Source organism: Parabacteroides sp. PM6-13 (assembly GCF_029892605.1).
GTDB lineage: Bacteria > Bacteroidota > Bacteroidia > Bacteroidales > Tannerellaceae > QVMG01.
The window spans coordinates 17,116-40,580 of sequence record NZ_JARXWF010000021.1 but is presented as its reverse complement, the minus strand read 5'-3'; the positions used below and the strand labels follow the sequence as shown (position 1 = coordinate 40,580).

Annotated in this window: 17 protein-coding genes; 10 read left to right on the top strand and 7 right to left on the bottom strand. The window is 45.9% G+C overall.

Going from position 1 to position 23,465, the window contains the following annotated elements; translation table 11 throughout:
• Window positions 1-98: 98 nt before the first annotated feature.
• Together M2134_RS15055 and M2134_RS15050 are read left to right on the top strand one after the other, a co-directional pair.
• The gene (locus tag M2134_RS15055; RefSeq protein ID WP_348525050.1) at window positions 99-1,202 is read left to right on the top strand and encodes a 6-bladed beta-propeller; all 1,104 of its coding nucleotides are present in this window, start codon (window positions 99-101) and stop codon (window positions 1,200-1,202) included.
• 163 nt (window positions 1,203-1,365) lie between these two features.
• Complete coding sequence (locus tag M2134_RS15050) at window positions 1,366-2,517, top strand: 6-bladed beta-propeller (protein WP_280752408.1); 1,152 nt, start codon at window positions 1,366-1,368, stop codon at window positions 2,515-2,517.
• Between the two features lie 58 nt (window positions 2,518-2,575).
• Here the strand turns inward: M2134_RS15050 and M2134_RS15045 are convergent, their stop codons facing one another.
• From M2134_RS15045 to M2134_RS15030, 4 genes are all read right to left on the bottom strand, one after another.
• Entirely contained in the window at window positions 2,576-3,520 is a 945-nt protein-coding gene (locus tag M2134_RS15045) for a GNAT family N-acetyltransferase (RefSeq protein ID WP_280752407.1), read from the bottom strand.
• Window positions 3,468-4,439 (bottom strand): phosphatidylglycerol lysyltransferase domain-containing protein, encoded by a 972-nt coding sequence (locus M2134_RS15040; protein WP_280752406.1) that lies wholly within the window; start codon window positions 4,437-4,439, stop codon window positions 3,468-3,470. Before M2134_RS15040 ends, M2134_RS15045 begins: the two co-directional genes overlap by 53 nt.
• Before the next feature lie 60 nt (window positions 4,440-4,499).
• Window positions 4,500-6,356 carry an SLC13 family permease gene (locus M2134_RS15035; RefSeq protein WP_280752405.1) on the bottom strand — a complete coding sequence of 619 codons (1,857 nt, stop codon included), beginning with the start codon at window positions 6,354-6,356 and terminating at the stop codon, window positions 4,500-4,502.
• Between the two features lie 246 nt (window positions 6,357-6,602).
• Window positions 6,603-7,862 (bottom strand): phosphoglycerate kinase, encoded by a 1,260-nt coding sequence (locus M2134_RS15030; protein ID WP_280752404.1) that lies wholly within the window; start codon window positions 7,860-7,862, stop codon window positions 6,603-6,605.
• A 358-nt stretch (window positions 7,863-8,220) separates the two neighbouring features.
• Between M2134_RS15030 and M2134_RS15025 the strand changes: the two genes are divergently transcribed.
• The gene (locus M2134_RS15025) at window positions 8,221-9,438 is read left to right on the top strand and encodes an L-serine ammonia-lyase (protein WP_280752403.1); all 1,218 of its coding nucleotides are present in this window, start codon (window positions 8,221-8,223) and stop codon (window positions 9,436-9,438) included.
• 18 nt (window positions 9,439-9,456) lie between these two features.
• Here the strand turns inward: M2134_RS15025 and M2134_RS15020 are convergent, their stop codons facing one another.
• Complete coding sequence (locus M2134_RS15020) at window positions 9,457-10,302, bottom strand: histidinol-phosphatase (protein WP_280752402.1); 846 nt, start codon at window positions 10,300-10,302, stop codon at window positions 9,457-9,459.
• An 89-nt stretch (window positions 10,303-10,391) separates the two neighbouring features.
• A complete protein-coding gene (gene kbl, locus M2134_RS15015) occupies window positions 10,392-11,582 on the bottom strand; it encodes a glycine C-acetyltransferase (RefSeq protein WP_280752401.1) in 1,191 nt (396 codons plus the stop codon).
• A gap of 167 nt (window positions 11,583-11,749) precedes the next feature.
• Here kbl and M2134_RS15010 point away from each other — a divergent pair, with 167 nt between their 5' ends.
• The gene (locus tag M2134_RS15010; protein ID WP_280752400.1) at window positions 11,750-12,700 is read left to right on the top strand and encodes an NAD-dependent epimerase/dehydratase family protein; all 951 of its coding nucleotides are present in this window, start codon (window positions 11,750-11,752) and stop codon (window positions 12,698-12,700) included.
• A 943-nt stretch (window positions 12,701-13,643) separates the two neighbouring features.
• Window positions 13,644-16,427, top strand: coding sequence for an ATP-binding protein (locus M2134_RS15005; protein WP_280752399.1), 2,784 nt, complete (start codon window positions 13,644-13,646; stop codon window positions 16,425-16,427).
• An 80-nt stretch (window positions 16,428-16,507) separates the two neighbouring features.
• Here M2134_RS15005 and M2134_RS15000 read toward each other — a convergent pair whose 3' ends face one another.
• On the bottom strand, window positions 16,508-17,365 hold the full coding sequence (locus M2134_RS15000; protein ID WP_280752398.1) for an MBL fold metallo-hydrolase: 858 nt from the start codon (window positions 17,363-17,365) through the stop codon (window positions 16,508-16,510).
• 159 nt (window positions 17,366-17,524) lie between these two features.
• On the opposite strand from M2134_RS15000, the gene M2134_RS14995 reads away from it, so the two are divergent.
• From M2134_RS14995 to M2134_RS14975, 5 genes are all read left to right on the top strand, one after another.
• Window positions 17,525-18,430, top strand: a complete 906-nt coding sequence (locus M2134_RS14995) for a hypothetical protein (RefSeq protein WP_280752397.1) — start codon at window positions 17,525-17,527, stop codon at window positions 18,428-18,430.
• A gap of 164 nt (window positions 18,431-18,594) precedes the next feature.
• A complete protein-coding gene (locus tag M2134_RS14990) occupies window positions 18,595-19,938 on the top strand; it encodes a TolC family protein (RefSeq protein ID WP_280752396.1) in 1,344 nt (447 codons plus the stop codon).
• A 69-nt stretch (window positions 19,939-20,007) separates the two neighbouring features.
• Window positions 20,008-21,021, top strand: coding sequence for an efflux RND transporter periplasmic adaptor subunit (locus tag M2134_RS14985; protein WP_280752395.1), 1,014 nt, complete (start codon window positions 20,008-20,010; stop codon window positions 21,019-21,021).
• The gene (locus M2134_RS14980; protein WP_280752394.1) at window positions 21,018-22,196 is read left to right on the top strand and encodes an ABC transporter permease; all 1,179 of its coding nucleotides are present in this window, start codon (window positions 21,018-21,020) and stop codon (window positions 22,194-22,196) included. The genes M2134_RS14985 and M2134_RS14980 overlap by 4 nt, the downstream gene beginning before the upstream one ends.
• Before the next feature lie 11 nt (window positions 22,197-22,207).
• A complete protein-coding gene (locus tag M2134_RS14975; protein WP_280752393.1) occupies window positions 22,208-23,464 on the top strand; it encodes an ABC transporter permease in 1,257 nt (418 codons plus the stop codon).
• Window position 23,465 lies beyond the last annotated feature (1 nt).

The following is a 23,465-nucleotide window of genomic DNA, read 5'->3' as shown; positions in this document are numbered from 1 at the left end:
ATTTATTGGTGGTACAACAAATCTACGACATTAGGGGCGAATCCGAAAGGAGGAAGCCCCTTTACTCAAAATTTTAGTCGGTTAGTAGTGATTTTTTTATCATATTCTCTTTCTGTCTTATTTCGTGCTCACCTAAAGATGATGCAAATAATGAGGTGGAAGAAATTATTTTTTCAAAAAAAGATATTTTATTGGAGCATTATTTGGAATACAAATTCATACCATTGGAGACTTGTGATGAGTCCCTGTTGGGGCATCTAACTAAAGTAGAGATTGTAGAAGATAAAATCTATATTTTAGATGCATACATAGGACATAACATCTATGTGTTTGATATGAATGGTAAGTTTCTAAGTACAATAGGGGAAAAAGGATCAGGGCCAAAAGAGTTCGTGTCCCCTTTTGATTTTATTATAGACACAAAAAACAGGAGTATTATAATTGATGACAGACATAAACAGAGACTTCTCTATTACAATTTGGACAACTATGAGTTTGTTACATCCAAAAAAATACCTTTCTCTTATACCGATTTCCATTTACTGGAAAATGACTGTTTTGTGTTTCTTTACATGGCAGGATATGACACAACAGAAAGAGGGAGAGAAGGAAAATATGCTGTTATCACCGACTCCTCTTTTGATATAATTAATTCATTTTATGACGCGGATTTCAGAAGTCATTATAGCTCTTCTATCTCTAAAAACAGAATATACAAATCAAATCAAAAAACATACTTGTATCACCATCTTTTTCCATACGTACATGAAGTTGATGCGAAAGGTGGTAGATGTGTGCATAAGATCTCTTTTGATTCTTTCAGCTTTCCACCGACCGATGCACTCAAAGTTGATAAGGAGTACTCAGAAAAATTAAGTAAAACCGACTACATATCTGCCTATGCGTTATATGAATCCAGTGAGCTGATATTTAGTCAATTTACAAAAGGTATTGGTCCTCCTTATTTTGGATTGTATAATAAAAAAGAAAAGGAGTCTTTTTTGTTTGACCTGAGAAATTTTGCAATGTCATCCGGATTAGAAGTGGTGATGATTCCAAGAGGAGCGACCGATGATTATATAATTGCATCCATAGCGATGAGTCAGCCGGTTGAGAATATAAGAAACCAGAAGTTAAAAGAACTAATAGAAAATAGAGCTTCTGATGAAAATCCCATTATTTGCTTATTTAAACTAAAGTGATTCTATCGGATGATAACACTATTATATGATTTTTTGGGAATAATGTTAAAGCTGGAAACTTAGTGCGCCTTAGAGATACTTCGTGGTAAAAAACTCGTTGTGGTATTATTAACCACGAAGTAACACAAAGGCGCACAAAGTAGAAGATTAAAAACATAAAAAAATGACAAAGCATCCATTAAAGATATTACTATTGCTCGCTCTTCTTAGTGCCTGTTCTTCCGGTACAAAAAACGGCGAAAACAATCGGAGGCAAATAACCATATCTGCTACGAAAGATTCTTCGGTTTCTGATTTGATGGAATACCGGTTTATTTCTCTTGAGACCTCTGAAGAGTGCCTGATTGGTCACATGGCAGATGTGCAGATGCATGCGAACCGTATATTTGTATTAGATTCTCATAAAAGCTCCGCTTTGTTTGTGTTTGATCAGAACGGTCGTTTCTTAACAAAAGTGGGAACAAAAGGAAATGGCCCAGGCGAATACAATCATCCTCAAAGCTTTGTGATAGACCTTCGAACCCGGAGCATCGTGATAAACGACAATAATAAAAAGCAATTATTGTATTATGACTTGGACAATTACAAACACAAATACACCAAGGAGCTTCCAGGTTATTTTCAGGATATGTCTATTCTGAAAAATGGTAAAATAGCCCTCTACTCTTCCGCAGCAATAGACCAGGGCGACAGGAGTATGAATTGTCTACAGATCTGCGATTCTTTATTAAATCCGGAAACAACCTGTTTCGACGTCGGTTTTAAGAGCGATTATTCATTTACTTTGGGCGGGCGAAACATCTATCATGTGGGCGAAAGAAGCTTTGTCTTTCACAATCAAATCCCTACTGTTTATGAAATTGTTGATGGAGGAGTAAAGCCTTACATGGATATTTCCTTTGACGCTTTTTCGTATCCAACGATCGACTACTTAAAAAAAGAATCCCAAGGTAACAAAGATTATTTTTTATCTTTATTTCAATCCGGTTTTATTTCATCCTACTCTATTTACGAGTCTCAAGAGTTGATATGTACTATGTTTTCCAGAGATATGAGACAGCTTTATTACGGGATATACAATAAAAGTAATGACAAAAGCTATCTATATACGCGTGAAGAATTTGTAAGACTTTTTGGCTCCGGACTATATGTCTTTTTCCATTCAGCTACAGAAGATCTTATCATTGCCTCCGTAAATCCCTCTTTTATGGGAAAGCCTTTTTCTCCCCATGCCGATTTGCAGGTGATTCTTAATGGTTTCTCTCCGGATGATAATCCGATTTTGTGTTTGATGAAATCTGCCGGTTCCAACTGACCGGAACTGGAGAAGGTGTTGGGACATTAATCCAAACGAAAGTCCGGGGTAATCACATTCAATCGAGCATCAGGCTCATGATGGCCTCTCTTTCGGCATATCCCATCAGGAGGGTGGTTAGGGTGTTGTCGTCCATCTGCTCTAATGTTTCGGCGGTGAATGGTTGTTCGGGATGGACTTCGAGCCATTGAGCGATCATTTTCTTTCGGTTAAGAACCATAGCCATGCCCAAACGATGCGTATCGGGTAGGAGGGGAGCTGCCTTCCATAAAGCCTTCTCTTGGTGGAAAAAACGGCAGGTGTGTTGTAGTAAGGCCTTTTTGGCGGATGTGTTGTTATAGATCAGCTCTTTGATTATCACCTCTTTCTCGTCGACCACAGCAAAGAGGAGGCCGGTCGGGTTGCCTTGCCGGTCTTCCATACCGGCCACAAGGTCTTCGCTTCGTTCGAATTCCATCAGGTTGGTTTTGAAATCTTCCGGGGTATGCAAAACGGAGCAGGTTCGACGGCGCAGGTGGCTGTCGAAATAATGATACCATTTCTCCCAATCTTCCGATTCGGAACTAACCGGTTTGATCGTGCCGGTGTCTGTCTCTTCGTCGGATAAGAGGTAGGTTTCCCAGGAGTAGTCGAACACTTCCGTATAACCATGAGCGCGATAATAATCAAACAACCAAGGCTCTGCCGGAATCAATCCGGTGATGTCGTATCCCTCGCGGCGCATGCCGGTGAACGCTTTTTCCAATAGTTCGCGCATTAATCCCTTGCCCCGTTCGCGGGGATCGGTGCAGGCGCCGGAGATATAGCCCATCCGGATCTCTCTACCATGCCAGATTAGCGTGTAGGGAATGACCTGAAGGAAAGAAACAACGCGCCCGTCGCGTTCGATCGTATAGGCCTGTTCCTCCTTGAATACACGGTCGAAATAGAGTGTGATAAAGTCTTCCGGGTCATGAAAGCATCTCCGCCACAACTCCTTTATTTGTTCTTTCCGGTTGTTCATGTTGGGTTTCTTTTAAGGGAGTTCGCTTTACGGTAGCATTCTTCTCCAAAAGAATGATAGGCTGATAAGAGAGTTTCGCTTTACGCAGTCCTTCGATGCCCAAGTCTTCCTCCCGGTTGATATACATATACTGTTCCGGAAGATGAGAGGCAAACTCCTGATTGATCACCGCATAGACACCTTCATACTGGGTATCCGCCTTTTCAATATGCACGCCGAACGTATTGTGATTGATCGGCCTGCCGAAAGAGAAGGCAATGATCTGATGGTTGTGGCAGATGGCTCCGCCAGTGAGCTCCAGTTCATTGAAATGATTGAGCGCATAGGTGATGGATCGCCTTTCGTAGCTCAACTCTTCTTCATCCTCTTCCGTCCGATTGGCTTTATACCATTTCTTTTCCAACGTCAGGCATTCGGGCACCAGTTCGGGCGTGATCGGCATATACTCATAGCGGTACTCCTTCTTGAAGCGGTTGATATGATTGCGTTTGGCCTGGTATTTCTTACCCGTCAGGTTCACCAGATCTTCGCGTAGATAGATATAATCAAAATAGTCGCGTTCGGGGATATAATGGAATTCTCCGGGTAGCACCTCTTCCAGTTTCAGACGGGCATACGGAGTGATGCCCAGGAGCAATAACGGATGCCCCAGCTCCTGTGAGTCGGTCTCCATTTTGTGGAGTACCTGCTTCAGATCTCCATCGCCAATAGGCATCATATAAGCCGGGCGGGTTTTATCTTCTATCTTGAATCGTATGACCAGAAAATGGTCTACAATGGCAAATTCGCTATCGTAAAGGAAACGCCAGCTGCACATATTCGCGAATGAGAAGTCGCAATTACTGTAATTTGCCGGCATAGTATAGGATGTGATCACCTCTCTATCATCAAGAGTGATCGGTTTGAATTGGATGGACATAATAATCTTTTCGTGTTATTTTTAAGTATATATAAATAACGTTTTACCTATCGAAAAGGTTCAAAAAGGAAACAGAAGCGGCAACACGAAGATCATGACAATCCCCATGATTATCTGAAGCGGAAGCCCTACTTTAACATAATCCATAAACGTGTATTTCCCGGCCGACATCACCAAGGCGTTTGGTGGCGTCGAGAAGGGAGAGGCAAAACACATACTGGCCGATACGGCTACCGCCAATAGGAACGGATAGGGGCTTACCCCAATGGCAAGAGCCGATTGCAGGGCAATGGGGGCAACTAATACGGCTGTGGCGGTATTGCTGATAAACATGGTCATCAAGGAGGTGGTGAAATAGATTCCTGCCAGGAGGACAATCGGTCCGTAATCACCCAAACCACCTACCAGCTTTTCGGAGATAAGCGCGGAGGTACCGGTCTTCTCCAATGCCAGGGACATCGGCAGCATGGCGGCAATCAATACGATACTTTCCCAATTAATCGTTTTGTAGGCATCTTCCACGGAGCGGAAACAGCCGGTCAATACCATCAGGATGGCGGCAATAAGCACAGCGGCAACAGTCGGAATCACCTGAAACACCATCGCCAGAATCATGCCCAGCATGATAAGAGCTGCCAGAGGAGCTTTGTAGTCGAGCGTCACCTTGGCCGCCTCTTCGATAGGCTGTCCCAGTACGACCCAATTGGTTTGTTTCTTACTCATAACGGCAATATCATCCCAGTTGCCTTGGATAAGCAGGACATCACCCGCATGCATCTTGCGGTCTTTGATGTTGGAGAGGAGGTATTTACCGCCCCGCTCGATACCCAGGATGTTTACTTTGTATTTATCGCGAAAACCGGATTCTTTGACAGCTCTGCCTATCAGTTTGGATTCGGGAGTTAATAAGGCCTCGGCAATCCCGATCTCACGCACGCTCAGCTTCTCGGGTGCTTTGTTGCCGGCAAACTCCGAGACATTGGTTTCGGTCATCTCCAGTTTGTTCTCTTGGGCAAAACGTTCCACATCTGCGAATTCGCCGAACAGATAGAGTATATCTCCGTCGTGCAACATGGTTTCTGGCCCAGCCAGTTTCTGGTCGACCGTTTTCAGGAATCGTCCCTGCGCGGAGGATTTACGGCGCACCTCAAGGACAGAAATGTTGTAGTTCTGCGTGATGTTCAGGTCGATAAGTTTCTTGTTGAGTATGCTGGAATCCGGCGTGACATACACCCGGTAGAGATTATCTGCCAACTGATACTTTTGTGCCAGTTCCTTGCTGGTTCGTCCGGTCGATCCTTCGCTGTTTTTCTCCTCTTTCTTTGTTAGGAACCATTTGCTGAGTGGAATCAATACCAATAATCCGACGGCAATACAAACCACCCCTACAGGCGTAAATGAGAAGAAGTTAAGCCCTTCGAACCCTCCGGATATAAGGGCATCGTTGATCACCAGGTTAGGCGGGGTACCGATCAAGGTCATCATGCCTCCCATGCTACTGGCAAAAGCCATTGGCATCAGAAAGCGGCTCGGGCTGATTTCCGCACTCACAGCCATACTGACAATAATCGGAAGCATCAGAGCCACCGTTCCGGTATTACTCACAAAACCACCGATAGCAGCTGTCACCAGCATTACCAGGATAAACAATTTCAATTCGCTCTTGCCAGCCAGTTGCAGTATTTTACTGCTCACCATTTTCGCCAGCCCGGTTTTGAAGATTGCCCCACCGACGACAAACAACCCTACCATCATAATCACAATGGAATTAGAGAAACCCGAAAGCGCCTCGTCCGGCGTCAGAATCCCAAACAGAATCAGTGCCACCAGCGCACAAAGCGCCACTATATCAGAACGAATCTTACCATGTACAAAGAAAACGGCCGCCAGCGCCAGAATAATCAACGTTGTTATCATATCAATCTTTTTGCAATAAATGAATTGGAAGAGTACAAAAATAGTGAAAGCCGAAAGCAAAGCCAAGCTTGCTTGAGCTATGCTAAGGCGTATCCTATTTTATGCAAAAATAACAAAAAAACAAGAGTAAAAGTTTTCCAACAACCGCAAGAAGCACAACGAACCAACTTTTTCAATAAATAACCTAAACAAACAAAAAGCCCGAAGATATCTCCGGGCCTTTTTTATATTTAACTATCAATTGTTTTACGCTTCAATCGCTGCGATGCCGGGAAGGGTTTTTCCTTCGATGGCTTCCAGGAGGGCACCACCACCGGTTGATACGTATGATACTTTGTCGGCCATGCCGAATTTGTTTACGCAGGCAACTGAGTCGCCACCACCCACGAGTGAGAAGGCTCCGTTTGCTGTTGCTTTCACAATGGCTTCGCCTACAGAGCGTGAACCGCTGGTGAAGTTGTCGAATTCAAATACACCCGTAGGACCGTTCCAAAGGATGGTTTTTGAGCTTTCAATCACAGCGGCAAACTTCTTTTCTGTTTCAGGACCGATGTCCAAACCTTCCCATTCGTCAGGAATTTGATTGACCGGACAGAATTTTGTGTTGGCATCGTTGCTAAAATCATCGGCGATCTTGGCATCTACTGCCAATACGAGGTTGACACCTTTGGCTTTGGCCTTTTCGATCAATTCAAGAGCCAGATCCAATTTGTCGTCTTCCACCAATGATTTACCGATTTTGCCACCCAGTGCTTTGGTGAATGTATAGGTCATACCTCCTGCAATGATCAGGTTGTCTACCTTACCCAACAGGTTTTCAATGATGTCGATTTTAGAAGATACTTTCGAACCACCCATGATGGCAGTGAACGGACGGGCGATGTTTTTCATTACCTTCTCAACCGCTTTCACCTCTTTTTCCATCAGGAATCCAAACATCTTATGGTCTGCATCGAAATAGTCGGCGATCAGAGCTGTTGAAGCATGCGCGCGATGAGCCGTGCCAAATGCGTCGTTTACATAACAGTCAGCATACGAAGCCAATGTTTTTGTGAATTCTTTCTGACTCTCTTTAACCGCTTTTTTCGCTGCTTTCTTTTCCTCTTCGGTAGCGTCTTCAGCCAAACCTCTCGGTTTGCCTTCCTCTTCGGCATAAAAACGCAGGTTCTCCAATAAAAGAGCTTCGCCCGGTTGCAAGGCAGCCGCTTTCACTGCCGCTTCTTCTCCGATGCAATCGTTGGCAAACTGCACCTCAACACCCAGCAGTTCCGAGACATGCCCCAGGATATGACGCAAGGAGAATTTATCGGTCGGCCCTTTCGGACGTCCAAGGTGTGAACCGATAATCGGGCTACCGCCATCGGCTAAGATTTTCTTTAATGTAGGAAGGGCGGCACGGATACGTGTGTCGTCAGTAATGTTGAAATTTTCGTCCAAAGGAACGTTGAAATCAACTCTCACAAATGCCTTTTTACCGGCAAAGTTGAAATTTTCAATGGATACCATAAATTTATTTTTTTGATAATGTAGAACTCAGTAACCTTTTTGCGCCTGCAAATTTACAAAAAATATTCTTTCCATTGTTTAAAAAGAGTAGCAAATCTCTAAATGTTAATTGTCATTTTGATAGCGAAACGAAGGTTTTCCTTTACAATCTGTTTGTTGTATGCGGAATAATTCGGGCGTTTGTCTCCGAAATAGTTGTATTCTACTGAATGATATAGGCTGTCGTTCGGGTAGGGGTGGAGATGCGGCTGTAAGCTAAAACTATATTTGCGCTGGAGCGGAAGAAAGAAAAAGGCCGTTGAATCATAAAAATGGTATCTTTGCAGCGTTAAACACAAATAATGAAACAAAGGTATTTATGGAATCAATCAGACAGATTTTTCGTATAGGCTTCGGACCTTCAAGCAGCCATACAATGGGACCGCGTCGCGCCGCTCAGATATTCTTAGACCGGCATACCGATGCTGCCTCTTTCCAGGTGACTTTATATGGTAGCCTGGCAGCTACGGGCAAAGGGCATATGACCGACCAGGCTATATTGGATGTGCTTAAGCCGGCGGCTCCTACGGAAATCGTATGGGAACCGAAGATATTCCTTCCTTTTCATCCGAACGGGATGTTGTTCAAAGCATTCAATGGGAAAGGCGACCTGCAGGAACAATGGACCATCTACAGCATTGGGGGTGGCACCCTGGCCAACGAAGAGTTTAATGAGCAGAAGACGGAAGAAATCTACGGGATGAATACCATTCATGATATTCAGCAATGGTGTGAGAAAAAGGGCCTTTCTTACTGGGAGTATGTGGAACAGTGTGAAGGAGAAGCCATCTGGGACTACTTGATGGAAGCCTGGGAGGTGATGCAGGATGCTGTTCGTCGCGGCCTCGAAGCCGAAGGCGTGCTTCCCGGTGGTCTGGGCATACGCCGAAAAGCATCGGACTACCTGATTCGTGCCAAGGGCTATGGTGGTAGCATCAAAAGTCGGGGTAAAGTGTATGCTTATGCCTTGGCTGTTTCCGAAGAAAATGCCTGCGGTGGTCAGATTGTGACGGCTCCTACCTGCGGCTCGTGCGGTGTCTTGCCGGCTGTTTTGTTTCATCTAAAGAAATCGAGGGACTTCCGCGATTCGCGCATCTTACGTGCCTTGGCTACGGCCGGTTTGTTTGGCAATGTTGTGCGTACGAATGCTTCTGTATCGGGCGCTGAGGTTGGATGTCAGGGTGAGGTAGGCGTGGCTTGTGCCATGGCGGCCGGAGCGGCCAACCAGTTGTTCGGGGGAACGCCGGCACAGATTGAATATGCTGCCGAGATGGGCTTGGAGCATCACCTGGGACTGACCTGCGATCCGGTTTGTGGCTTGGTGCAGATACCCTGTATCGAACGAAATGCCTTTGCTGCTGCCCGCGCGTTGGATGCCAATACCTTCTCAACCTTCTCGGACGGGAAACACCGGGTCAGCTTCGACCAAGTGGTAGAAGTGATGCGCCAAACCGGAAATGACCTTCCAAGTCTTTACAAAGAAACCTCGGAAGGCGGATTGGCGAAGAAATATCAACGAAAGATAAAGAAAAAATAGGTGGAAGCCTCTCTCTTGTCAGAGAGGCCTATCTTCCCATCTACCCTGAATAAGTTCGCGGGTATGAGTAAACCCGGCCTCTTTCAGGAGTGCCAGGGCCTCTTCGCGGCCATCATTCACCAAGTGAGGGAAGTGCGTGTCGGAATTGACCATCATAGGTATCTTCTTCTCACGCAGCAGAGCCAGGAACTGGCTGTGTGGAAACAGTTGTTGCTTACGGTGGTAGTTCTTGGTGTTGAGCTCAACCATCAATCCTTTTTGAGCAATCAGTTCTATACAGGCGTAAAAAAGATCTTTATACCAATCAGCCTCCAAAGAGAAACCGGGATAGCGATGACCATTTTGGTATATCTTATCCACATGCCCTACGATATCTAATCCCCCTAATTCCACCATTCGACAGACAGATCGGTAGTACTCCTCTGTCAGTCGGCGGATATCTCCGTTGTAAAAATGATCGACAGCAGCTGCAAACTCCTCATACGGCCCATCGATACAGAGCATATTCTCCTCCGTTTGCACCTCTGATTGTGGAATGAAATGAACGGAACCGATGCGATAATCCAGTGGCAATTGCCGAAAATAATCGATCGAAGGATTATAGGCGTCGTCCAGAAAATCAATCTCAAGCCCGGTATATACTTCTATCCGGTCTCCGTATTCCTTTTTCAAACGATCGATTTCTGCCAGATAAGCCGGCATATCTTTGGCCGACATATTCCAAAAGGTCTCGAAAGGAAGTGGCGCATGCGAGGAAAAACCATACGCTCTGAATCCCTGACGGATGGCTTCTTTCAGAAAGTCCTCGGGAACACTACGGCCATCACAAAAAGTACAATGGCTATGATAATTGCTTAATACCATAATGGGGTTTTATTCAAAAATAAGGGTAAGCCATTGGCTTACCCTTACAAAAGTAATATATTCCTGAGAATTGCTCTCTTTGATTTGGTTTACTTTATAACATTTAACGATTTTCCTGTCTTAATAAACGCTTCAATCGCTTTGTCCAGATGCTCGCGTTCGTGGCCGGCGGAGAGCTGTACGCGGATGCGAGCCTGGTCTTTCGGAACCACCGGGTAATAGAATCCGGTAACATAGATACCCTCTTCCTGCATGCGGGCGGCAAAGTCCTGAGAGAGTTTGGCATCGTAGAGCATAACGGCACAAATAGCCGATTGCGTCGGTTTGATATCAAATCCAGCCGCGATCATCTTGTCGCAGAAGTAGTTCACATTCTCCATCAGTTTGGTATGCAACGCATTGCTTTCTTTCAATATGCGGAACATCTCCAGGCTGGCTCCGATAATGGCGGGAGCTACCGAGTTAGAGAAGAGATAGGGGCGTGAGCGTTGGCGCAACATATCGATGATCTCCTTTTTGCCGGTGGTAAAGCCACCCATAGCACCACCAAAGGCTTTGCCCAGGGTGCCGGTGAAGATATCGATGCGTCCGTAGCAATCATACTGTTCGGCCACGCCGTGTCCGGTTCTGCCGACCACACCGGCAGAGTGCGATTCGTCGACCATCACCAATGCGTCATACTTTTCTGCCAGGTCACATATCTTATCCATCGGAGCCACATTGCCATCCATCGAGAAGACACCGTCGGTGGCAATCACGCGGAAACGTTGTTCCTGCGCCTCCTGCAAGCAACGCTCCAGGTCGGCCATGTCTGCGTTGTTGTAGCGATACCGTTTTGCCTTACATAAGCGTACGCCGTCGATAATCGAAGCATGATTCAATGCGTCAGAGATAATCGCATCCTCCGGGCCGAACAGAGGTTCGAACAGACCGCCGTTTGCATCGAAGCAGGCCGCATAGAGAATGGTGTCTTCGGTTTGGAAATAATCGGCAATGGCCGCTTCCAATTCTTTGTGCAGATCCTGGGTGCCGCAGATGAAACGCACCGACGACATACCGAATCCATGGGAGTCCATTGTGCGTTTGGCTGCGTCAATAAGGCGTTGGTTGTCGGATAAACCTAAATAGTTGTTGGCACAAAAGTTCAATACATGACCGCCTCCGCTCACTTCAATATCCGCGCGTTGAGGGGTAGTGATAATACGTTCCTTCTTGTAAAGACCTGCCGACTGAATATTGTCCAGTTCCGTGGTCAGAAATTCTTTCATTTTTCCGTACATAATCTGTCTTTTATTTAGTGTTTAGTTAGAATGTATTTGAGAAACAAAGATCCTGTTTTTTTCTTAGATTCGGGTGAAAAAAGAGGGTAAAAAAGAGATAAAGAATAGAATTCTATCTACCTTTGTAGAGGGAAAAACTTAAAACTAAATTTTAAACGCATAAACGCATGAAGAATGTATTAGTGATTGGTGCAACGGGTCAAATAGGCTCAGAACTGACAATGAAGTTGCGCCATCTTTATAGTGGAAACATTGTGGCAGGATATATTCCCGGAGCAGAGCCTAAAGGGGAATTGAAGGAGTCAGGTCCCTCTGCCATTGTCGACATCACCAACGCACAGCTTATTGCCGAAACAGTATCGAAATACAATATCGATACGATCTACAACCTGGCAGCTTTGCTCTCTGCTGTCGCTGAAACCAAACCTCAATTAGCCTGGAAAATCGGAATGGACGGTCTGTTCAATGTGTTGGAAGTAGCGCGCGAAAAGAACTGTGCCGTGTTTACTCCCAGCTCTATCGGTGTGTTCGGAGAAAATTCCCCGAAAGACAAAACGCCGCAGGATACGATCCGTAACCCGCACACCATGTATGGCGTGACGAAAGTCTCCGGCGAATTGTTGAGCGATTACTATTATGTACGCTTTGGGGTCGATACCCGCTCGGTACGCTTCCCTGGACTGATCTCTTATGTGACCCCTCCGGGCGGAGGCACGACCGACTATGCTGTGGATATCTATTATTCGGCTGTCAGAGGTGAAACCTTCGAATGTCCTATTGCCGCCGGTACCTTTATGGATATGATGTATATGCCCGACGGCTTGCGCGCGGCTATCGAAATCATGGAGGCAGACCCGACGAAATTCGTACACCGCAATTCGTTTAATGTGACGGCTATGAGTTTCGATCCGGAGATTATTGCCGCCAGTATCCGCCAGTATGTTCCGGATTTCAAGATGGAGTATAAGGTAGACCCCTTGCGTCAAAAGATTGCCGATTCGTGGCCAAATTCATTGGATGACACCTGTGCTCGTGAAGAGTGGGGCTGGAAACCGGAGTACGATCTGGACAGTATGACCAGAGATATGCTTGCTAAATTGCGCGAAAAAGGAATTTAATCCCTTTTTCTGAAAAAATAGAAAAGCCATTCTGCCGTTGCGGAATGGCTTTTTTTATGTCTTTTTGTGTCTCTTTTAAGGGTTGGATTTTTAAGAAATATGAAATAGCAAAATGTAAGCAAAAAAGCGATTTTGCTTTACAATATGATACGTTAAAAAGTGTTACTCGCCTGACTAATTTTAAATACCCCTACGTTTTTGGCAAAATACTCGGGCGATTTTGACAAATTGTCAAAAATGACTTTAAGGTTTTTGGGGTCATTAAGGTCATTAAGGACTTTGAGGTCTTTGAGGTCTTTAAAGCCCTCAAAGACTTTAAAGCCTCCCAAATTAGGAATCTTCCAATTTTGGAAGATTTGATTCCCAAGGAGCGCTGCCAGCGCGAGATTATGCATAACCGTATGCAAGCGCAGCGCAGCTTACGGTATAGCGACTCCCTGTCAATCAAGCGCCGCAGGTGCGAGATCTGCCATAATCCCGCCCCGTGCGGGGCTTTTTATATAGAGGATTCACTACCGTAAGCTGCGCTACGCTTGCATACGGTTATGTATAATCTCACGCCTGCGGCGTGCTTTCCCACAATATTCAACTTTTCTCCAATTGGAATATAAACCCGGTGCTATCTGTGCCAACCTATCCTATTTCCTATCTTCTATTTCCTTCCAATCCCTCTCTCAATCGAATATTTAAACACTGTGCAATCTGCACCAAAACATTTTCCCATTCCCACCGACTTGCTGCCCCGGCATATATATTCTCCATATTCAGGCTTGATCGGTAGTTGTTTTCTTTGTGCATCGGATTTTCGGGGTGTTTTTTCATTCTAAATGAATAGAACGAGGTTTTTTTTACGTCTTTTTATTAGATAAAATACAGGGAGAGAATGTTGAAATGTTAACTTTGTGCCTTGAAAAACAACTTATGTGAACTAATTTATAGCGATATGACTTTATCCGGTGTGAACGAAAACACGAAAAACCTTCCGGCGTCACAAAAAATACAAGCGATAAGCGATATGCTTGATCTTGGCTGGTGGGAAATAAAACTGAATGAAAAACAATTTATCTGCTCGGATTCTATTGTTGATTTGTTGTCTTTGCCATCGAATGAAATCGATTTGCAGGAGTTTTATAAAATGATACGTGAAGACTACAGAGCACGTGTTGTTGAAAAGATTACGTCAGATTCTGAGTTTCAAATAGTTCACCTGGCTTTCCCTCTCTACGTGAACGATCAGATAGTCTGGGTGAACAGCCGCTTTAAGAAAGATACCGAAAGGAATGTCGTTGCTGGTCTGTTGCATCAGGAAAGACGACAGGAGGAGCAGGGGAGTATTGCTAATGAGACTGTCAGTAACCTGATTCATCAGTTGAATGGTATCTCCAAGTCTTTGTTTACTTTCCTACAGAGTGAAGACCTGGACGATATGGTGAATCATATCCTGCAATCCCTGGTTACCTACTATAGCGCGGAACGGGCCTATATCTTCGAGTTCAACTGGAAAGATATGAACCAGAGCAATACCTACGAAGCCGTAAGTCGCCCGGGACTGGAAGAGATTCAAAACCTACAGAATGTGTTCTTTGATCCCGATACCTGGTGGAATCAGCAGATTCTGACTCAGAACCCCATTATCTTAAGTACGCTGGATGATCTGCCCGAATGGGATGTAGTCGACAAAGAGTTTCTGGCTGCGCAGAATATCAAATCGCTCATGGTCGTTCCTTTTGTGAATCAGGATAATACGATCTGGGGCTATGCCGGTATCGATATAGTGGATAAACAGCGCAACTGGGCGGAAGAGGACTATCGTTGGTTCTCCTCTTTGATGCATATTATCAATATCAGTTTTGAGCTTGCCAAATCGAAAGCGCGGATCCAGGAGGATAAAGAGTATTTGCAACGTTTGTTCCAACATATGCCGGTAGGCTTCCTGCCGACCGAACTGGTATATGACGAAAAGGGTACTCCGATTGATTTTGTTTATACCAACGCGAATAACGAGATCGAACGCATTACCGGTCGCAAGGCGGAGGATATAATCGGGCTGAAAGGTTCCCAGTCGAGGGCTTTTGCTGATCTTCCGCATTTGATTGAAGTGGCCAATACTGATAAATATATTGAGTTGGATTATCCGATGCCCGATATCAATAAACATTGTCGGGTGATTAAGTTCTCTTTGAAGAAAGATGAAGTGATTTCTTTGGTGCTTGATATGACTGATACACACAAAGCGCATAAGGCTCTCGAGGATAACGAGAAACTGTTGCGTTCGGTGTATGATAGTCTGCCCATTGGGTTTGAATTGTTTGACAAAGATGGCTACCTGATCCAGAACAATGAAAAAGCGCTTGAGATACTTGGCTTGGATAAATCGGGACCAACCGAAGGTTTTAATATCTTTATGCATCCGATGATTCCGCTGGAAGAGCAGAAGAAAGTGAAGCGGGGAGAGATTGTCGACTTTGGTATCAAATATGACCTGAATCAGTTGCGCAGTGTCTATGATGCTGATTTTACCGAAATGCCGATGCAGGACCTGACGGTGAAGATGGCGCCTGTTATGGACGATCAGGGGCAAATACAATATTATCTCTGTCTTATCATCAACAATACGGAGACCACCAATGCCTACCTGAAGATCCAGGAGTTTGAAGAATATTTCTCGCTGGTTGCCAACCTGGCAAAGGTGGGCTATTTCAAATGGGATCTGAACAGCCGGACAGGCTTTGGTATCAGCCAATGGTTCCTCAACCTGGGTATGTCTGCCCATTCGGCGTTGAATGACAACCTGATGGATGTCTATCAGCATTTGCATCCGGATGATTTCAAGGATATTCAGGCATTCTATGAAAAGGTGGTTGCGGGCGAAGCGAATAGCTATGAAAAGGAGATTCGTGTACTCAGCGACGAGGAGAAGGTAAGGTGGCTGCGTTGTACCTTTATCGTGAAAGAGAGTTCGCTGAATGAGACGCGCGAGCTGATCGGCGTTAGCTACGATATTACGGAATTGAAAGAGATGATTCTGGCTAAGAACAAAGCGGAGGCGTTGGACAAACTGAAATCGGCCTTCCTGGCGAATATGAGCCATGAGATCCGTACGCCGCTGAACTCGATCATCGGTTTCTCCGACCTATTGGCCGAAACAGACGATGAAGAAGAACGTAAAGAATTTATTCGTATTATCCAGAAAAACAACGAATTGTTATTGAAGCTGGTAACCGATATTCTCGATCTGTCGAAGATAGAGTCAGGCACTTTCAATTTTGCTAAAAGAGAATATGCCGTGCGCGCTTTATGCGACGAGGTGATGCAATCCTTCCGAACCCGGGAAATACCGAAGGGTATAGAGTTGCAGTATGATGACTCTGAGCCGGACAGTATGATCTATGCCGACTCGAGTCGGGTGAAGCAGGTATTAATGAACTTTATCACCAATTCCCTGAAGTTTACCGAACAGGGGCATGTCAAATTGGGGTATCAGCTGGTCGATGGCGAGTATATCAAGTTCTATGTAGAAGATACCGGTGTCGGCATCTCGCCGGAGAATACGGAGAAGATCTTCGACCGGTTTGTGAAGTTGGATAATTTTGCGCAAGGCTCCGGCCTGGGCTTGTCTATCTGCCGGAGTCTGGTGGAAGGGATGAATGGCCATATCGGTGTTGATTCCAAACCGGGCAAAGGATCCTGTTTCTGGTTTTCTATTCCGATGCACGAAAAGGCATAAAGCGATTGACCTTAAAGACCTTAAAGACTTTAAGGACCTTAAAGACCTTAAAGACCTTAAAGTCTTTAAAGACCCATTAATTATTTAAAAGGAATAAAGCGATACCCACCGCCGGAACGTTTTTCTACTTTTCCCATTCCCGGATAGGCAATATGCATACCGGCGATGGGAATTTTCTTTTCTGTAACGTAGCGGAGAACAGCCTGGCGGGAGGTGATGGCGTCTGTCGGGTTGACATCATAGGTGACAGCAACCTCCGGGTAGGGCATTTGAAGCGCCATGGCATGGGTCAGGTCGGCCCAGATCAACAGTTGCTCGCCTTCGGAGTCGAGCAGAAAAAGGGTATGTCCCGGTGTATGACCGTAGGCGGCTATACCCTGAACACCCGGGAGCAACTCTTCCGCCGGTGTGTCTAATGCCTGTGGAACGAATAGCTTCAATCGGTCTTTATAGGCCTCGATCACCTGATGCGCTTGCTTGGACTCTATACTCATCCAATAATCGTATTCCGGCTGGGGCAGGTAGATGTCCGCGTTGGGAAACATCACCTTTTCATATTGCAGCATACCACCAATGTGGTCACCATGCATATGGGTGATGCATACGGCATCCACCTCTTCCGCCGTTATGCCGAGGCTTTCCAGGTTGGTGAAAAGCTTCTGTCCCATACCGGTGTCAAACAGGATGTTATGTTCCGGCGTTTGAACCAGGAAGGCATTCATCGCATTGGGGAAGGTGCCTTGCGGCGCGCAGGTTGCGATCATCTCGTCGGTCGCGCCAACCAAAATGCCGGTATTGGCTTCCCGTTGCGACTCCGACAATAGGCTGACCATAAAGTCGCCGATAATATAGGTATATACGTCAGGGGTTTCCTGGGCAATTATTCTTGTGTTGAAAGAAAGAAGGCTGATGCAAAGGGGAATAAATATTTTTTTCATGACTGTATAAATTTTGAAGAGTAAAACACACAAAGAATGGAAACGTCATTCTTGCCACGAATATACGGTGTTTATTGGTTAATAAATGTATAAAAGGAGCCAATTCTTTCGTGCCAATCGATTAAATTGTACTTTTGCATGGTATTTATGAATTCCGTTATGAGTACAGAAAAGAAAGAAAAAAAAGAGATCAATAAGCTTTCACTACTAATCGTCGCTATCATTGTTCTGATCATAATTGTCGGAGGGGCTGCCTATTATATTTTCCGTCAGCAGGCTCAAATGAAAGAGCTTGTCGAGGGCTATGAACTGGACAAGGAGATGTTGGCCGATGAATATAATGAGATCTCTCTGACCTACGAGAATATAAAGTTTGAATTCAATAACGATTCGTTGGTTGCCCAGCTTGCTACGGAGCAGGAAAAGGTAAAGCGGTTGCAGGAAGAGTTGCGCACAGTGCGTGCTACGGATACCCGCCGCATCAATGAATTGAAGAAACAACTGGAAACGCTTCGCAGCATCATGCGCACCTATGTAGCACAGATCGACTCATTGAACACGGAGAATACGAAGCTGAAAGAAGAAAACAAAAAAGTAACTACCCGCTATCGTCAGGCAACCACCCAGGCAGCCAACCTGCAGAAAGAGAAAGAGCAGTTGGCAGAACGGGTGACGCTTGCCAGCAAACTGGATGCAACCAATATTCAGGTCAATCCGGTCAACCGGAAAGGAAAGACGGTGAAGAAGATCAAGCAAATGGAACAGTTTGTTGTCTCTTTCCTTATTACCAAAAACATAACGGCCTCTGTCGGTGAAAAGACAATCTATGTGCGCATCATGAAACCCGACGACGATGTATTGGTGAAGAGCCGTGGCGATACTTTTGAGTTCGAAGGCAAACACATCAACTACTCCATGAAGCGGATTATCGAATATGCCGGAGAGGAGGCTTCTGTGACTATGTATTGGGATATTGAAGAATTCCTCTCTCCCGGAACTTACTATGTCGATATATTTGCTGACGGCAACCATATAGGCCGTAAATCTTTTACATTGGATAATTAATCCTCATCCTACCTTCAAAACGTCTACTATTGTCGTGTAACAGACTAATTCTGTTATACCGCCCAACCGTATCTTTGTCCCAGGGTTTGACTCTTATCTGAAAAATTAAACAAACCCATTTTGTTCTTTGTTTCTATAAAAGGATATGGTTAATATATAATAGAATGAAAAAAAGGATTGTATTAGTTGCGGTATGTTTAGGTTTGATTGGAACTGTTTCGGCACAAAAGGTATTCACCCTCGAGGAGTGTCGCCAATTAGCTATTGAAAACAATAAAGAACTGCGGATATCCGGCGAGAAAGTAAAGCAGGCCGGCGAGGAACGGAATGCCGCCCGTACCAAATATTTCCCGCAGGTGTCGGCTACCGGAGCCTATTTGTGGAATCAACACGACATCAATCTGTTTGATTTTGGCAAACTGGGTGCCATCGGAGCGCTTATACCATCTACTATAACTGATATCTTTCGCTTGGATATTCAAGACGTCTGGGTAGGAAGTATCTCTTTGGTGCAACCGGTTTTTATGGGTGGTAAGATTGTCTCCTATAATCAGATCACCTCGTATGCCCGTCAATTGGCAGAATCGATGAACGACCTGCAACTGCAGGAGGTCATTTATCAGACGGATGAAACCTATTGGCAGGTGATTTCCCTGGTTCATAAGAAGAAACTGTCAGATGCTTATGTCGATCTGTTGAAGAAGATGGACAGCGATGTGCAGGCGATGATAGCGGAGGGAGTAGCCACTCCATCGGATGGATTGTCGGTACGGGTGAAATTGAATGAGGCGGAGATGACACAGACCAAGGTGGATAACGGACTGGCTCTTTCCCGTATGCTGCTGGCGCAGATATGCGGACTGCCTCTCGAAGAACCGTTGGCACTGGCCGATGAGTTGTTGGAGCAATATCCGGTAACACAAAAGACTGCCCTTATCGATGTCAATGAGGCGTTTGCGAATCGCAATGAGTTGAAAAGCCTGGACCTGGCTACCCGGATATACGAAAAGAAAGAAAACATAGTCCTGGCGGATATGTTGCCGCAGATGGCCTTGGTGGGCAATTATATGGTGACTAATCCTAACGTGCGCAACGGATTCAAAAACGATTTCGCAGGAGGCTTCCATGTGGGTGTGACTCTTCAGATCCCTTTAAGTGGATGGTGGGAAGGCAGCCATAAGCGGAATGCGGCTCGGGCAGAGACCAATATACAACGCTTACAATACGAAGAGGCGCGTGAGAAGATTGAGTTGCAGGTAAACCAATCGGTTTATCAGACCAATGAAGCTCAGAAAAAGCTGATCGCTTCCAGCCGTAATATGGAGATGGCAGAAGAAAACCTGCGTCATGCCAATGACGGATTTGAAGAGGGTGTCATACCTGCTCTCAATCTGATGGAGGCTCAAACCGCCTGGGTACAGGCACGCTCCGGCCTGATAGATGCACAGATAGATGTGAAACTCACAGAGGTGTATCTGGCTAAGATGATGGGGAAATTGGGAGAGTGATTAGTGGTCAGTGGTCAGTGGTTAGTATAATATCAATTATCAATTAGTAATTATCAATTAAAAAAGCATATGAGCAAGAATAAGAAATTTTCAATGAGCAATATGATGTTGGCCTTTATCGCCGTACTTGTCGTGGTTGCTTTGGTGGCATTAGCCGGTTTTTTTCTGTTGACACCTCCCGATGATGTGATTATGGGACAGGCGGAAGCCACACAGGTGCGTATATCCGGCAAGGTGCCCGGACGGATCGATGCCTATCGGGTTGGAGAGGGTGATCAGGTGCGTGCCGGCGATACGCTGGTATTTCTGAATACCCCGGAGGTACAGGCTAAATTGCTTCAGGCCGAGGCGGCTCGCGCAGCAGCCCTGGCTCAGAGCAATAAAGCGGTGAAAGGTGCCCGTGTACAAGAGATAACCGGTGCTTACGAGTTGTGGCAAAAGGCGATTGCGGGTTTGGATATTGCAAAGAAATCATACGAACGTGTGCAGAATCTATACGATAAAGGGGTGATGTCGGCGCAGAAACGTGATGAGGCTGCCGCTAATTATCATGCGATGGTTGCGACCGAAAAAGCGGCTCGTTCCCAATACGAGATGGCTAAAGAGGGCGCCCGCCAGGAAGATAAAGCGGCTGCGGAAGCCTTGGTGCGGCAGGCTGAAGGCGCTATTGCTGAAGTGGAGTCTTATATAGGCGAAAGCACGTTGCTTTCTCCGATCGACGGCGAGGTGGCCGAGCGCTTTCCGCAGGTGGGCGAACTGGTCGGTACGGGAGCACCGATTATGAATATTGTCGATCTGAATGATCTTTGGGTCACCTTCAGTGTGCGCGAAGAACTGTTGAAAAATATACAGATCGGTTCGGAAATGAATGCGTTTATCCCTGCGTTAGACGATAAACCGGTTCGGGTAAAGGTCTATTATATGAAGGATCTGGGTTCGTATGCCGCCTGGAAAGCAACCAAAACAACCGGGCAGTACGATTCAAAGACATTTGAGGTGCGTGCCCGTCCATTGGAAAACGTGGAAGGATTGCGCCCGGGTATGTCGGTTATTATGAAGAAAAAAGGCACGGAGATATTATGACGTTCAAACAATGGATAGAGGCTGTCGGGGATGTGGCCAGGCGGGAAGTAAAGCGGTTATTGAATAAGCCTCTTTATCTGTTCTGTATGCTATTGGCTCCGGCTATCAGTGTGGTGTTCCTTCTCTCGTTGATGCAGGAGGGATTGCCAACCGATTTGCCTATAGCCGTGGTCGATCTGGATAATTCGGCGACCTCCCGTAACCTGATCCGTCAGTTGAATGCTTTTGAACAGACGGAGGTGGTGATGACAACCGCTTCGTTTACGGAAGCCCGTACGGAGATGCAAAAGGGGCATGTCTATGGTATCTTTCATATACCGGCCGATTTTTCGGTGGAGGCGACTACCGGCAAGCAGCCGACACTCTCTTTCTATACCAACGGCACATACCTTATCGCCGCATCCCTATTGTTTAGAGACATGAAGACCATGTCGGTATTGGCCGGCGCTTCGGTAGGTCTGCAGACGGGAACGGCCAAGGGACTGACGACCGAACAGATCATGGGGCAGCTGCAACCGATCGTTGTCGATACGCATGCCATAGGAAATCCCTGGCTGAACTATTCGGTTTACCTGAATAATTCCCTATTGCCGGGCATATTGCAGTTGATGATCTTCCTGATTACGGTCTATAGTATCGGTACGGAGATTAAGTTTTCCACCTCACGCGAATGGCTTCGTACGGGAAGAAATTCCTTCTCCGCAAGCCTTTTGGGTAAATTACTGCCGCAAACGGTGGTCTTTACGGTGGTTGGTATGGCTATGTTAGCAGTGCTTTATGGCTTTAATGCGTTTCCGTTGAATAGCGGCTGGGGACCAATGGTAGGAGCCATGTTCCTATTGGTTCTGGCATCTCAGGCTGTCGGTGTCTTTATGATAGGCGTGTTGCCCACTTTGCGTCTGGGATTAAGCTTTGCCAGTCTGTTTGGTATGCTGGCATTTTCCGTTGTCGGCTTTTCATTCCCGGTGCAAGCCATGTATCCTTCGGTACAGGCATTGGCCAAGCTCTTCCCACTTCGCCACTATTTCCTTATTTATATTGACCAGGCACTGAACGGACGCGATCTGATATTCAGTTGGTCACACTATGTATGGCTGGCAGCATTTCTGATACTGCCGGTATTGATCAGTAAAAATCTGAAAGAGGCCTTGCTTAATTTCAAGTATGTGCCCTAAACAAAAAAGAAATGAAACGAGAACATCGCTTAATTGATAAGATCAAACAGGGAATCCAGGATACCTTTTATATCTGGATAGAAGAACTGAAACATGTCTTCCGTGATTCGGGAGTCATGATCTTTTTCTTTCTGGTTCCTCTGGCCTATCCTGTTCTTTATGCGTTGATTTATAATCCGGAAGTCGTGCGCGAGGCCAAACTGGTCGTGGTCGATCAGAGTGATACCTACCTGAGTCGCGAGTTTATCCGCCGTGTCAATGCGACAGCCGATGTGGAAGTGGTCGGCGTAATGGCGGATATGGAGGAGGCAAAGCGTATGTTGGATGAGAAGAAAGCCTACGGTATACTTGCTTTCCCGCCTGAATTTAGCCAGGAGATGCATGCCGGCCGACAAGCACGGGTGTCTCTCTATAGCGATATGAGTTCGCTGCTTTTCTATAAGGCCTTTTTGCTTTCGGCGACAGAGGTGTCGCTCGATCTGGGTAGAGAATGGACGGCGCACAACCATCCCCAGTCGACTGAGGAACTGCAACGGATCACTGTCGATCCTATTCCTTACGAAGCGATCACGATGTTCAACACCCAAAGCGGCTTCGCCAGTTTCCTGGTGCCTGCCATTCTGGTACTGGTTATTCAACAAACCCTGATTCTCGGTATTTGTATGCTGGGAGGAACAGCCCGTGAGAAGAGTCGTTTCCGTAGCCTGGTGCCTTTGAACAGGCATTATGAAGGGACATTGCGTATTGTACTTGGGAAGGCGTTGACCTATATAGTGCTTTACGGCATTGTTTGCGTGTGGATCTTTGCCATTGTTCCGCGCCTGTTCGGCTTGCCTCAGGTGGGACATCCCTGGACGGTGCTTCTGTTCCTGTTACCTTATCTGTTAGCCTGCATATTCCTGTCGATGACGCTATCCGGCTTTATGGTATCGCGTGAATCGCCGATGCTGATATTTGTCTTTACGTCGGTCATTCTGCTTTTCCTTTCGGGTGTTTCCTGGCCGAAAGAAATGATCCCGCCCTTCTGGCAGGCTGTCGGTTATATCTTCCCGTCTACTCCGGCCGTGCAGGGTTTCGTTCGGATAAATACTGCCGGGGCTACGCTGTCGGAGGTAACACATGAATACCAGGTGCTCTGGCTACAAACAGGGATCTATTTCCTTACGGCATGTATTATTTATCGTTATCAGATCATCCGCTCAAGGGTTATAAGCCATCGATTGCACAAACACGTGAAGAACCGGACGAAAGCAGTGAGCTTGGGATAAA